Source organism: Nonomuraea sp. B19D2 (genome assembly GCF_040137845.1).
Taxonomy (GTDB): Bacteria; Actinomycetota; Actinomycetes; order Streptosporangiales; family Streptosporangiaceae; genus Nonomuraea.
Window position 1 is genome coordinate 753,092 of the sequence record NZ_JBEFAK010000001.1, and the last position, 11,590, is coordinate 764,681.

9 protein-coding genes and 1 pseudogene are annotated in these 11,590 nt (G+C 72.9%); 5 read left to right on the top strand and 5 right to left on the bottom strand.

Features of this window, described 5'->3' with window-relative positions; translation table 11 throughout:
* Positions 1–62 precede the first annotated feature (62 nt).
* The 3 genes from ABN273_RS03630 to ABN273_RS03640 form a co-directional block, all read right to left on the bottom strand.
* Positions 63–6,230: a tetratricopeptide repeat protein gene (locus ABN273_RS03630; protein WP_349447149.1), complete on the bottom strand. Its 6,168-nt coding sequence runs from the start codon at positions 6,228–6,230 to the stop codon at positions 63–65.
* Positions 6,231–6,317: 87 nt separating this feature from the next.
* The gene (locus ABN273_RS03635; protein WP_349447150.1) at positions 6,318–6,944 is read right to left on the bottom strand and encodes a LysE family translocator; all 627 of its coding nucleotides are present in this window, start codon (positions 6,942–6,944) and stop codon (positions 6,318–6,320) included.
* Between the two features lie 21 nt (positions 6,945–6,965).
* Entirely contained in the window at positions 6,966–7,826 is an 861-nt protein-coding gene (locus tag ABN273_RS03640; RefSeq protein WP_349447151.1) for a LysR family transcriptional regulator, read from the bottom strand.
* A gap of 110 nt (positions 7,827–7,936) precedes the next feature.
* Here ABN273_RS03640 and ABN273_RS03645 point away from each other — a divergent pair, with 110 nt between their 5' ends.
* The 4 genes from ABN273_RS03645 (at position 7,937) to ABN273_RS03660 (ending at position 9,907) form a co-directional block, all read left to right on the top strand.
* On the top strand, positions 7,937–8,464 hold the full coding sequence (locus tag ABN273_RS03645) for a cysteine dioxygenase family protein (protein WP_349447152.1): 528 nt from the start codon (positions 7,937–7,939) through the stop codon (positions 8,462–8,464).
* A gap of 80 nt (positions 8,465–8,544) precedes the next feature.
* Complete coding sequence (locus ABN273_RS03650; protein WP_349447153.1) at positions 8,545–9,048, top strand: pyridoxamine 5'-phosphate oxidase family protein; 504 nt, start codon at positions 8,545–8,547, stop codon at positions 9,046–9,048.
* Between the two features lie 48 nt (positions 9,049–9,096).
* Positions 9,097–9,681 (top strand): winged helix-turn-helix domain-containing protein, encoded by a 585-nt coding sequence (locus ABN273_RS03655; protein ID WP_349447154.1) that lies wholly within the window; start codon positions 9,097–9,099, stop codon positions 9,679–9,681.
* A gap of 10 nt (positions 9,682–9,691) precedes the next feature.
* Complete coding sequence (locus ABN273_RS03660) at positions 9,692–9,907, top strand: hypothetical protein (RefSeq protein WP_349447155.1); 216 nt, start codon at positions 9,692–9,694, stop codon at positions 9,905–9,907.
* Here ABN273_RS03660 and ABN273_RS59370 read toward each other — a convergent pair.
* Positions 9,901–10,050, bottom strand: coding sequence for an ester cyclase (locus tag ABN273_RS59370; RefSeq protein WP_502910929.1), 150 nt, complete (start codon positions 10,048–10,050; stop codon positions 9,901–9,903). The genes ABN273_RS03660 and ABN273_RS59370 overlap by 7 nt on opposite strands.
* On the opposite strand from ABN273_RS59370, the pseudogene ABN273_RS03670 reads away from it, so the two are divergent.
* A pseudogene (locus ABN273_RS03670) lies at positions 10,030–10,107 on the top strand (hypothetical protein); the annotation flags it as partial. The gene ABN273_RS59370 and the pseudogene ABN273_RS03670 sit on opposite strands and share 21 nt — an antisense overlap.
* On the opposite strand, the gene ABN273_RS03675 reads toward ABN273_RS03670, so the two are convergent.
* Positions 10,081–11,590: RNA-guided endonuclease InsQ/TnpB family protein (locus ABN273_RS03675; protein WP_349447157.1), on the bottom strand; the 1,510-nt coding region annotated here is incomplete at its 5' end. The pseudogene ABN273_RS03670 and the gene ABN273_RS03675 sit on opposite strands and share 27 nt — an antisense overlap.

An 11,590-nucleotide genomic window follows, 5' to 3' on the forward strand; every position in this document is an offset into this window, starting at 1 on the left:
GCTGATGCCCGGGGCGGCTCGTCAGGCGGTGCGGCGGCTGGCTGATGCCTGGCGGCGGCTCGTCAGGCGGTGAGGCGGCGTAGTTCGTCCTCGATCGCCGCCAGCTCATCGCCCTTGCCCGCCCTCTCCAGCAGCTTCAGCCTGCCCCGCAGCACGTCTCGCAGCAGGTCGGCGACGCCGTCCTGGAGGATCAGGCCACGGAGCAGCCCGGCCGAGAACCGCAGCGCGGCGTCGGCGGCGTCGTCCCTGCCCAGCTCCTGCTGGCAGAAGCCGAGCCGGGCGTGTGCCACGGCCCTGGGCAGCTCGTCCCGCGTCACCTGCGCGGCCCGGTGGAAGACGAGCCCGGCCTCCAGCGCCCGGCCCGCCTCCATGAGCGCGTCGCCCAGCATGAGCATCGCCCTGGACAGCAGCTCGCGCTGGATCGGGCTTCCCGGACCCGTCTCCTGGCCCGCCCGGCTCCCGGCGCCGAACCGCCGCTCCGTGTCGATGGTCGCGCTCCCTCGGGCCTCCGCTGGCATCGGGCTGGACGCCCTCGCTCTCTCCGGCCCGGCTCGCCGCTCCACCGGCCCGAACCTCTCCAGCGCCGCGACCGCCTCCCGCAGCGGCTGGATCGCGTCGGCGGCCAGGTTCCGCATCCTGAGCGCTGAGGCCAGCGTGAGGCAGGCGCCCGCGCGGCTGGTGTGCAGGGCCTGCGCGTCCATGCCCGTGGTCAGCAGCTCGTCGTAGATCGCGATGGCCTCCCTGGCCCTGGACTCGGCCTCCATGCCGCCGTCCAGGCCGAGCAGGGGCAGCAGCTCGGAGCTCTGCGCGAGGGAGTCGGCGAGGACGGCCCGGTACGTGAGGTCGTCCGGCGACCTCCTGGCCAGCGGGATCAGGTCCTCGACGAGCGCGTTGGCCTCGGTGAGCTCGCCGAGCATCATGAGGCACCTGACGAGCCGCTGGGTGGCCAGCGCGTGCTTGACCGTGCCCGGCTCGTGCCCGGTGACGGCGATCCTGGCGTACTCGGCGGCCTCCTCCGGCTTGGCCGCCGCCAGGAGGACGTCGGCGATCTGTGCGGCGGTCGCCCGCTTCCTGGCCGGGTCGGTGTGGAGCCGCAGGGCCTCCACGAGATGTGCCAGCGCCTCCTGCTCCCTGCCGGATGCCCGCAGCACCTGCCCCCGCACCTGGAGCGCCTGCGCCCGCACGCCGGGCGGCTCCCGGCCGGCCTCCGCGGCCCGGTCCAGCTCGGCGAGCGACCAGGTGATCGCCTCCAGCGCGGCCTGAGTGCGGTCGAGCATGGCCAGGCCGGCGCCGAGCTGCGCGTACGTGACGGCGGCGACAGCCGGGTCGTCCAGTTCGTCACAGAGGTCGGCGGCCCGCTCGGAGTGCGCCAGGGCCTCGACGGGACGGCCCTGTTCGAGCAGCTTGACGGCATAGAGGTTGAGGGTCTCTGCCAGCTCCCTGCCCGGCTGGGCGGAGAGGAGCTGGATGGCCTGCTCCATGACATCGAGATCGGCATCCCCTTGCCGGGCGAGCGCGGCCAGCGCCAGGCCGAGCCGTCCTCGGTAGTCGCCGGAGAACGCGGCCAGCCCCCGGTACACCCGGACGGCCGGCTCGGCGCCCGGCACCCGCATCAGAGACCGCCCGTACAGGTCATGCACCTCGGCGCCGCCGCCGCTCAGCGGCACCTCCCGTTCCAGAGCTTCCGCGAACGTCGCCAGCGCGGGCAGCAGCTCGGCCAGGTCGCCCGGGTAGGCGGCGATCTCCTCGGCGAGGGTTCTGAGCGCATCCGTCCCCGGCAGTGGCCGGATGTCGAGCAGCTGCCGGTACAGGGTGACTCCGGCGGCGGGTCCTTCCTCCTCCACCCGCAGCCCGGCCAGCCGGGCGAGGGCGAGGAGGTGCACGTCGACGAGGTCAGGAGGCGGCGGGTCCGGCATCGACGCGATGCCCTCGGCCAGCTTCGACCTGGCCGCGGCGGGGTCCTGCAGCTCGGCCAGGCACAGCCCGTCGAGCTCCAGGCAGGTGGCGGTGAGCAGCGGGCTTGCCGCCTCGGACTCCTCGAGGGCTCGGGTGACCGATCGGCGGGCGCCCTCGACGTTCTGCCTGGTCAAGCTGATGCCGCCCTGGAGCCGCAGTGCCCCGGCGAGGGCCTGCCGGGACGCGAGTCCTTCCGACACCAGCCCGGTGTAGAGCTCGACCAGCCGGTCGGCCGCCTCCTCCGCGTCGGCAGGGCAGGCGGCGTCGGAGAGCGCGGCGATCTCCAGGATCAGCAGCTCGGCCAGCTCCGTACGGAACACGACGCTCGTCCCGGCCCGCGGCTCGTAGGACTCGATGGCGGCGCGCAGGTGGGGGATGGCCTCCTTGTGACGTCCAAGGCACACCAGTGCCCGGCCGAGCGCCGCCGCCACCATCCCCACGGCGATCGCGTGCGGCCGCTCAGGACCCGCGGACGGCTGCCGCGGCGGGTCCGGTACGGGATGGCGCCGCAGCAGCTCGGCTGCCTGCCTCGCGAGCACGAGCCCGTCCCCGGGCCGTCCCACGTCCGTCCAGGCCCTGGCGAGCATGGCCTGCGCGGAGATGTAGGCGTGGATCTTCGGCGTGCCACCGCTCTCGGCGGCCTGCCGGCACTCCGCCAGCTGCCGTTCCGCCCCGGCCACGGCCTCCTCCGGCCGCTCGGTGACCAGCGCCAGCAGCCACGGCCGCCCACCGGCGTGCTCGGCCCTCCTCGCCAGCCTGCCCGCCCGCGCCCGCGCCTCGGACGCGTGCCGCAGGTGGAAGCCGTCCTCGGCGCCCAGCACGTCGTACCGCTCGGCGGCGAGCTCCAGCTGCGCCAGGCTGTCGGCCGGTCGGCCCAGCTCATCCAGGCAGAAGCCGAGCAACCGCCTGCCCTCGGCCTGCGTCACCGTGTGACGCTCGGCCTGTGTCGGCGCGTACGGCTCGGCCGCCACGCTCATGGCCTCCCGCAACGGCCCCAGCGCCTTCTCGGGCCGGTCGTCGATCAGCAGCAGCTCGCCCAGCCGGAGCAGCTGCCCGGTCAGGGCGTGGCGGTGCTCGTCGGGCTCCAGGGCGGCCAGGGCACGCAGGTTCCGTACGGCCTCGGCGGCGGACCGCACGGCTGCGTCCAGGTCTTCCAGCCGGGCATGGAGCCCGGCCAGCAGCCCGGCGGCTTCCGCCAGCATCAACCGCAGGCCGGGCTCCTGGACGGCGAGGCCGCGCAGCCGTACGACGGCTTCCGAGACGGGGACCACGGCGTCGGCCGGCCTGCCGTGCTCCTCCAGCCAGGCGGCCAGGAGGCGGAGCCGGTGGGCCAGGTCCGTGTTCGTCGGGGCCACGTTCTTGACGGCGGCGGTGACGGCGACGCTGAGGCAGCCGGCCAGCTCGGGCAGCGCGGCGGCATCCGTCTCCTCGAACGGCATCAACGGCCCAGGACCCGGGACGGCCGCGACCGGCGGCTGCTCCACCATCCCGGACCGGCCCATCCACGCCCGACCAGCCGTCTCGAAGCCGGCCGCCGGCGGGTGGCCGGTCGTCCCGGAGCGGGTCGTCGGCGGTTGGTGGGCCGTCCTGGACCGGGCCGTCGGCAACCGCCTAACCGCTCCGAGCGGCGGCGCGGTGGCCGGGCCGGGGTGTGCTCGGCGTTGCGCGGCGGCGGCGAGCGCTGCGAGGTCCGCCGCGAAGCCGGCGTCGCCGCCCGCCGCCTCGAACGCCTCCACGGCCTCGTCCAGCCGCCCGACCTCCAGCAGCGCGCACGCGACGTTGTGGTGCGCCCGCGCGGCCTCCCCCGCATACCACGGGTCGTCCTCGGCAAGGATGCGGAACCTGGCCGCCGCCTCCTGCGCCGGCTTGAGCGCGGAACCGGGCTCGCCCGCCAGCAGCAGGCACGCGCCCAGGTTGAACAGCGCGTCCGCCCGCCCGGCCGCCGCCTCGTACGGGGCAGCGGCCCCGTAGATGTCCACCGCCTCCGCCGCCGCCACGACCGCCTCGCCCGCCCTCCCCACGGCCGTCAGCCGGCCGGACAGCCAGGACAGCGCCCCCGCCAGCGCCATGCGCTCACCGGTCGCCCGGCGATGCCGCACGGCCAGCTCGCCAAGGGTGACGTCCAACGCCCGCAACCCCAGTCCCGCGCCACGCCGCACCGGCGACGCACCCCACCGCATCGGCGCCGCACCCGGCCGCGCCGGCGGCTCGGCGGCCGAGCCGGTACGGGCCAGCAGGGCGGACGCGGACGCGGCGAGCGCCCGGTCGGCGGGGAACAGCGCCAGCGCGGCGTTGAGCATGTCGCCGAGCCGGGTGGCGGGGTTCGCCGCGGCCTCCGCGACGAGCTCGCCGATCCTGGACCCGATCAGCCCGCGCAGCGCCGACCTGGCCCGCTCCCCGTGGGCGGACCGCCGCAGGACGTCCAGCAGGCGCACGAGGTGCCCGGCCGTGCGAGCCTCGTGGTCGTGGATGGCGAGAACGAGCGCGTCCAGGCCGTCGGTCTCGGCCAGGAGCTGCTCGACCACCAGATCCGGGCCGAGCGGTCCGCTCTGGAAAACCGCGCCCAGCCAGCGGGCCACCTTCATGGTGGTCGCCTGGAGCCCGCGATCATGCAGCCCCGGAACGGCCGTCAGCAGCCCGGGCAGCTCGGCAGGCGTGGGAGCGGTGAGCGTGAGCACCGCCACGGCCTGCCGCGCCGTCACGTCGTCCACGCGCTCTTCCTCCGCCGGCCACACCCGCGCCCACTGCTCGCTCTCCCGCGCCAGGAACCGGCCGAACAGCCCGCCACCCTGCAGCCGCATCGGCTCCGTGTCCGCTTCCGTGCCGCCGCGTGAAGGGTCCCCGCGTGAAGGGGTTTCGCGTGAAGGGGCCGCCCGTCCGCCCTCGTCGCACAGCCGCAGCAGGGCAGCCAGGTGGACGTGGAGCGGGAGGCCGTACTCGGGGTCGTCGAGCCGGGGCGGGGCGGGCAGGGCGGCCCGGCTGGGGGCGAACGCCTTCATGGCCGCGAGCGCGTGCTCCGTACGTTCCTGCAGGGTGAGCGGCCGGGTGTTGAGCTGGACGGCCGTGGTGTTGAGCCGCCTCAGCCAGCCGCCGGCCGCCGTGTCGAGCCGCCGCCACCACTCCGCCTCGCCGGGCTCGCGGGCCAGCAGCAGGAGTCGTACGCGGGGGTTGCGCCCGTGCTTGGCCAGGCGCCGTACCAGCTCGCCCACCAAGGGCGGGGACGACTCAGGACCGTCCACCACGAGCAGGGTCGGGCGTGACGCGTTCAGAGTCCGGCTGGCCAGCGGGCCTGCGGCCGAGTCCAGGCGCAGGAAGCCCGTGTCCCAGCCCGCCGCGGCCAGCTCCACGCAGAGTTCGCTCGCCAGCCGCGTCTTGCCCGTGCCGCTCCGGCCGGTCAGGATCGCGATCGACAGGGCGGCCGGCTCGGCGGCCCAGGTTCGCGGGTGCGCCAGCTCCTCGTCCCTTCCCAGGAACGGCACCACCGCGTGACGGGCCATCAGCAGTGCCCAGTCCGGGCAGTCCTGGGGCGGTTCGTCGCGGGCGGGGATCAGGAGGTCGGCGAGCATCGCCGAGGGCTCGTCCTCCGCCACGGTCTCCAGCCGGCCGGGCGCCACGCCCGCCAGCTCGCGGAAGCGTTCGTCGCCCAGCAGCGCGGTCACGGGCACGACATCCAGGTGGTTCCTGGCGTATCCGGCCGCGATCACGCCGATGAGCTGCCCGGCCGGCTCGGCGAGCAGGGCGGCGCCCGACAGGCCCGGCCAGAGCGCGTCGGATCCCGGGCTCAGGACGCTGACCGGCAGAACCTTCGACACCGCGCTCGTGGGGGCGTCGACCAGGCCGGACACCGTCTCCGCGCCCCGGGCCCCGGTCCGCCGCTCCGCTCGCGGAAACCCGCGGGCCACGCAGCGCACCCTGAAACGCGCACCGCGCAGTTCCTGCCCTGGCCCGCCGTCCTGAGGGATTGAGGGGTCCGCCACTCTGGCCCAGCGGACGTGTTCGATGCCGGGAACGCCGGCCCATGGCGAACCGGCCACGCGCAGCAGCACCGCGCCCGCCCCGCCGCGCCCTCGCCACACCGGCTCGGCCTCGGCCCACCGCCCCGACCCCGGCGTACGCACGTGACATGGGGTGCCGGGCGGCGCCGCCAGCCCGGAGGTCAGCACCAGATCGGCGCCGATCGCATATCCGGAGCCGGTCGCGCCGACGAGGTCGTCGTGACCGGAGTAGACCTCGACGACCCGTTCGAGCCCGAGGCGGTGCTGTGGCGTGTCCATGGGGTCCGCCTCTTAGCTACGTCCCGACGTGCCGTCCCCTCGATCTGATCTCACTATCGCACTATGGCGGGGAAATTTCCCGGCTTGTCATGCCTTCTCAGTCGTGAGCCAGGCCGCCAGCCCGAGGTAGACGAGCCCGCTCCCCACGTCGAGGCGCCGGCGCGCGCGGGCCGACCTGCGTACCCGGCCGGCCAGCGCCGACGAGAGCATCGCGTACGCGCCGTCGGAGGCCATCCCGAGCGCCAGCCACAGCACACCGAGCAGCAGGATCTGCGGGCCGACCGGCCCCGCGTCCGGGTCGGTGAACTGGGGCAGGAACGCCAGGAAGAAGATGGCGGTCTTGGGATTGAGCACGTTCACCACGAACCCTTCCCAGAACAGCCGCCGCTTCGACTGCACCGGCAACTCGACCGGTTCCTCGCTTTCGTCCCGTCGCATCAGCTTGCGTACGCCGAGCCAGAGCAGGTACGCCACGCCCACGTACTTCACGATGGTGAACGCCGTGGCCGAGGCCGCCAGCAGCGCGCTGATGCCCAGCGCCGCGGCGGCGATGTGGATCAGCGATCCCGTGTGCACCCCGAGCACGGAGATCAGGCCCGCGCCGCGGCCCTGGGAGACGCTCCGGGTGACGATGTAGAGGACCGCCGGTCCGGGGACCACGAGCAGCCCGAGGGTGGCCGCGCAGAAGAGGGCGAGTGTCGAGATGTCCGGCATGAGGCCATCGTAGGAGCGGCGTCAAAGGCTTTCTCGCAGGGCCGTCAGCAACGCCTCCGTGGCCGGCGGGTGGGGCGGCTCGCCGTAGACCGCGGCGTACACGTGCCTGGTCGAGCCGGGCACCTCCGCCACCTGCACGTCCGGGTGGCGGTGGGCCTGCAGCGCGAGCCCGGGCAGCATGGTCAGCCCCAGACCGGCCGCCACCAGAGCCTGGACGGCCACGATGTCGTCGCTGGTGAACGAGATCCGCGGCACGAACCCCGCCTTCTCGCAGATGTCCAGCAAATGGCTCCTGCACCGGTCGCAGCCCGCGATCCAGGCCGACTCCGCGTGGTCGGCCAGCTCGCCCGCCGGGCCGCTGGACACCAGGTAACTGGGGTCGTCGAAGAGGTGGATCATGCGGATGCCGTTGTCCTCGGGCGCGGTGTCGTCGTACCGGAAGATGACGGCCACGTCCACCCGCCCGGACCGCAGCAGCCTGAGCGCCTCCGGCGGCTCGATCTCGGTGAGCTGCAGGCGCAGCCCCGGGTGCGCGGCGGACAGCAGCCCGGCCGCCCTCGGGACGAACGTGCCCAGCGCCGAGGGGAAGGCGGCCAGCCGGACCCGCCCCTCACGCAGCCCCACGTGCGCGGCGAGCTCCTCGGCGGTGGCGTCGAGCCGGCCGATGATCTCCGCGGCCCGCTCCGCGAGCAGCCGGCCCGCCTCCGTGAGCCTGATGCCGCGCCCGACACGCTGGACGAGCCGGGCCCCGGTCTCCGCCTCCAGCCGGGCCAGGTGGTGGCTGACCGAGGGCTGCGAGTAGTGGAGCTCCTTGGCGGCGGCGGTCAGCGAACCCGTGCGGGCGACCGCGACGAGAACGCGAAGGCGCACGACATCAAGCATTTATCAATCGTATCTATGGGTTGTGCAGAGAAGTTCTGTTGGACCTATCGGTTGAGGTGTAGCACCGTGTAAGGGGAAGGAAGATTGGCGACTTTCCCTAGGGGGACACTATGGATACGGCCTTCACCGCCGTCAGGCCGGGGCTGGATGCGCTCGTGTCCGGCATCTCGGAAATCGTGGCCCGCCGGCTCGGGCTCGGCGAGACCGCGTTCGCCGTCGCCGACCTGCTCCGGGTCCGGCTTCCCGGGCTCGACATCCTCACGCCACGCGAACGCGAGGGCTCGCCCGACGGGTACGTCTCCCGCCCCCTCTACAGCCAGCACGACTTCTCCATCGTGAGCGTCGTGTGGCGCCCCGGCCAGGAGACGCCGATCCACGACCACGTGTCGTGGTGCACGTTCGGCATCATCAGCGGCATCGAGTACGAGACCCTCTACCGCGACATGGGCGACCATCTGCTGGAGATCGGGCGGACCGCCAACGGGCCGGGCGAGGTCAGCGGGTTCGCGCCGCCCGGCGACATCCACAAGGTCCGCAACACCAGCGGCGAGGTGGGGGTGTCGATTCACGTGTACGGGGCGGATGTGGCCAAGCTGGGCAGCAGCGTACGCCGCGTCTACGACCTGCCGGTGCGGTAGCCAGGCGTTCCCTGGTCCGGCGATGAGTTTCCGCCTCCGGGGAAGTCCGTACGGGCGAGAGCCGTACGGAAGGAGCGACCATGGAACCCACCGCTGAGCTGGACGCGCGCTTCAGCGCCGAGAACGCCACGCCCACGCCCTGGCCCGAGGCCCGCGACCAGCTCGAACGCGCGGAGACGTACTGGCTGAGCACCGTGCGCGCCGACGGCCGCCCGCACGTCACGACGCTGATGGCCGTATGGCAGGACGGCGCGCTCCACTTCACGACGGGAGCGGAGGAGCAGAAGGCCAGGAACCTCGAATCCAACCGCAACTGCGCCCTCACCACCGGCGTCAGCTCGATGAGTGGCGGGCTGGATCTGGTGGTGGAGGGCGTCGCCGAGCGGGTCACGGACCCCGGCAGGCTCAAGCGGCTGGCCGACGCCTGGGAGGCCAAGTACGGGCCGGAGTGGCACTTCGAGGTCGGCGACGGCGTGTTCGTGAACGTCGCGGACGGGGAGGCCCTGGTGTTCGAGGTGGCGCCGTCGAAGGTGCTGGGCTTCCGCAAGGGCGAGTTCAGCCAGACGCGCTGGCGCTTCCGCTGATCCGCAAATTTTATTGCGCAATTTTCCTTTCGCTTCTACGGTGTATTCATGGCCACCGAGAAGATCCGCCGCATCAAGGACCTCGACACGCTCAAGGCGTTGGCCCACCCGCTGCGCATGAAGCTCTACCGAGCCCTCAAGGTGGCGGGCACGGCGACCGCCTCCCAGCTCGCCGACCAGGTGGACGAGGCCGTCTCGCTGGTCAGCTACCACCTGCGCAAGCTGGCCACGCACGGCCTCATCGAGGAGGCGGAGGCGGGCGGCGACGCGCGGGAGCGCTGGTGGCGGTCCGCGGACGCCGGCATCAACACCCGGGATGAGGACTTCCGCGACGCTCCCGAGAGTGCCGCCGTCCACTCCGCGGTGTCACGCATGAACGCCCGCCAGCGGGGCGAGATGTACGAGAGCTATCTCGACGCCCAGCACGCCTGGCCCGGCGATTGGCGCAGCGCGGCCTTCAGCTCGGAACACCTGCTCTCGCTGACGGCCGGGGAGCTGGCCCAGTTGGACGACGAGCTCAACGAGATCATCAGGAAGTGGCAGGCGCATGGGCGGGCCGCTCGCGAGTCGGGTGACACCGAGGGACGCGAGAACGTCGCCGTGCACACGTACGGCTTCCCGTTCCGCGCATAAGGAGATTGCGATGTATCCAGACTTATACCTGTATGTCGAGCGAGCACGAGCCCGTGAGCTTCGCGCCGAAGCGGAGCGGCGAACCCGGGCACACCGGTCGCGAGCCGCAGCGGAGCGGCGCCGCCTGGCCCGGCCGCCGTCCGGCTCGGTGGTCCGCGCCTTTGAGACACGCCTGGGCTGGGCCCTGGTGGAGACGGGCCTGCGGTTGGTGCACCGGCACTACTGATCCAGTCCGAGCTGGTGGCGCATGGCCACCGCGTCCCTCATAGCCCAGTGCTCGACGATCCTGCCGTCCCGTACGCGGATCATGTCCATGCTGCGCACCTCGTACCGGCGGCCTGAGGCCGTGTGCGTGCCGCGGCCGCGCAGGTCTTCACCGAACGCGGTACCGACGCGCCGCTAGACGACGTGGCCCGCCGCGCCGGGGTCGGGAACGCCACCATGTACCGGCATTTCCCCACCCGCACGGACCTGCTGGTCGCCGTCTACGCCGACGAGGTCGCCCAGCTGTGCACGAGCGGCCAGACCCTGCTGACCGCCGAGCCGCTCCACGAATGGCTGCGGCTCTTCGTGACTCCTCCACCCCATAAGCGGGGTGGCTTCTCGCTGCGCCGCGCGGGCGTCGCGGAGGACCAGCCCGGCCCTCTTGATGTTGCTCGCCCCGACCACGTCCGCGTTGGCGGCGTACCCGCACGTGAGGCAGACGAAGCCGGCCTGGGTGGTGCGATTCTCCCCTGACACGTGCCCGCATTCGGGGCAGGTGCGGGAGGTGTTGCGGGGATTCACCGTGATCACGTCCCGACCGGCGCTTTCAGCCTTGTTCGTGAGGATCGCGAGGAACACCCCCCAACCCGCGTCCAGGATGCTCTTGTTCAGCCCAGCCTTCGCCGCTGACCCGTTGGGCAGGAATCGGCCCGCCTGCTCCGGGTCGGGCTTCGCCGCGGGGCTCTTGGTCATGTTCGCGATGCGCAGGTCCTCGACCGCGATCACGTCGGCCGCGCGGACCAGGCCAAGTGCGGTCTTGTGCGCGTGGTCGGTCCGCTGCCGGGCCACCTTGCGGTGGATCTGCCCGATCTTCTTGGCGGCCCTCTTCCTGCGGGTGCTGCCGCGTCTGGTGCGGGCGTAGGCCCGCTGCGCGGCGGCCAACTCCTCCTCCACGGTCTTGAGGTAGCGCGGGTTGGCGATATGCCCGCCCTCGTCGGTGACGCCGTCGACCGGCTCGCTCACGGTCGCGAAGTGCGCCACGCCCATGTCCACCCCGACCTCCCGGCCGGTCACAGGCAACGGCACAGCAGGCACGTCATCGCACGAGCAGATCACATACCAGCGCGAGCCCTCCCGTTTGATCTCGATCTGCTTGATGCGCCCGGCGATCGGCCGGTGCTGATGCACCCGCAGATGCCCGACACCCTGCACGCGCAGGTAGGTCGCGGCCGGGTGGTGCGGCTGGGAGTCCCATCTCGCGCCGTCGCCCTCGACCAGGGTGACGGTGTCGAACCAGCCCCTGCCCTTGAACCGGGGATAGCCAGGTGTCTGACCGGCCCTGATGCGGCGGAAGAACGCCTCAAACGCCTTGTTCAGCCGCCGCAGGGTCTGCTGCTGGCTGGTGAACGACCAGCGGCCCTGGCCCTCGGGATCAGCCTCCCGGATCTCCTTCAACTGGGCGGACTGATCGCCGTACCGGATCGAAACTCTTGAGCGCTGCCACGCTTGGCGGCGTTCCTCCAGCGCGGCGTTGTACAACGCCCGATGATCGTCCAGCATCGCTGTCAGAGCGATCTGCTGGTGCCGGGTCGGCCGGTAAGGTCGGCCCGAGACGCGGTGCTGGCCTTTCGACCAGTCCGTTTTCCCGGACCGCCTTCCGAACCCGCCGTGCCCGTCTCCGGGCAACGGGCTCTCCACGAGTCCC

What these genes read in the sequence shown, in the direction of transcription:
- ABN273_RS03645 (WP_349447152.1), top strand. Translation starts at nt 7,937, where the DNA reads ATGGATACGGCCTTCACCGCCGTCAGGCCGGGGCTGGATGCGCTCGTG.
- ABN273_RS03660 (WP_349447155.1), top strand. Translation starts at nt 9,692, where the DNA reads ATGTATCCAGACTTATACCTGTATGTCGAGCGAGCACGAGCCCGTGAG.
- ABN273_RS03635 (WP_349447150.1), bottom strand. Translation starts at nt 6,944, where the DNA reads ATGCCGGACATCTCGACACTCGCCCTCTTCTGCGCGGCCACCCTCGGG.
- ABN273_RS03655 (WP_349447154.1), top strand. Translation starts at nt 9,097, where the DNA reads ATGGCCACCGAGAAGATCCGCCGCATCAAGGACCTCGACACGCTCAAG.
- ABN273_RS03650 (WP_349447153.1), top strand. Translation starts at nt 8,545, where the DNA reads ATGGAACCCACCGCTGAGCTGGACGCGCGCTTCAGCGCCGAGAACGCC.
- ABN273_RS03640 (WP_349447151.1), bottom strand. Translation starts at nt 7,826, where the DNA reads ATGCTTGATGTCGTGCGCCTTCGCGTTCTCGTCGCGGTCGCCCGCACG.
- ABN273_RS03630 (WP_349447149.1), bottom strand. Translation starts at nt 6,230, where the DNA reads ATGGACACGCCACAGCACCGCCTCGGGCTCGAACGGGTCGTCGAGGTC.